The organism is Shewanella sp. 10N.286.45.A1 (assembly GCF_041470405.1).
Classification (GTDB): Bacteria; Pseudomonadota; Gammaproteobacteria; order Enterobacterales; family Shewanellaceae; genus Shewanella.
The window spans coordinates 1-249 of record NZ_JBFRMK010000350.1 but is presented as its reverse complement, the minus strand read 5'-3'; the positions used below and the strand labels follow the sequence as shown (position 1 = coordinate 249).

At 46.6% G+C, this 249-nt stretch carries 1 protein-coding gene; it reads left to right on the top strand.

All coding sequences use genetic code 11. The features are described from left to right. Positions 1-27: 27 nt before the first annotated feature. On the top strand, positions 28-249 hold a 222-nt coding region (locus AB4238_RS20980), incomplete at its 3' end, for a phage integrase N-terminal SAM-like domain-containing protein (protein WP_372035412.1).

Below are 249 nucleotides of genomic sequence, written 5' to 3'. Positions count from 1 at the left end.
TTTGATCGCTAACCTAGGAGTATTGCCATGAACACACTCGAACAGCAACGCTTTGATTTTCTTTATGAACAACATCTTACCAACTTAACACTGCAAGGCAAGCGACCTGCTACCATTGATGCCTATAGCCGAGCCGTTAGACGGATTGCGGCTTTCTTTGACCGCTGCCCTGATAACCTCACGACCGATGATTTGAAGCGCTATTTTGCTCAACTGATCGCATCACACTCATGGAGTACGGTTAAGCTC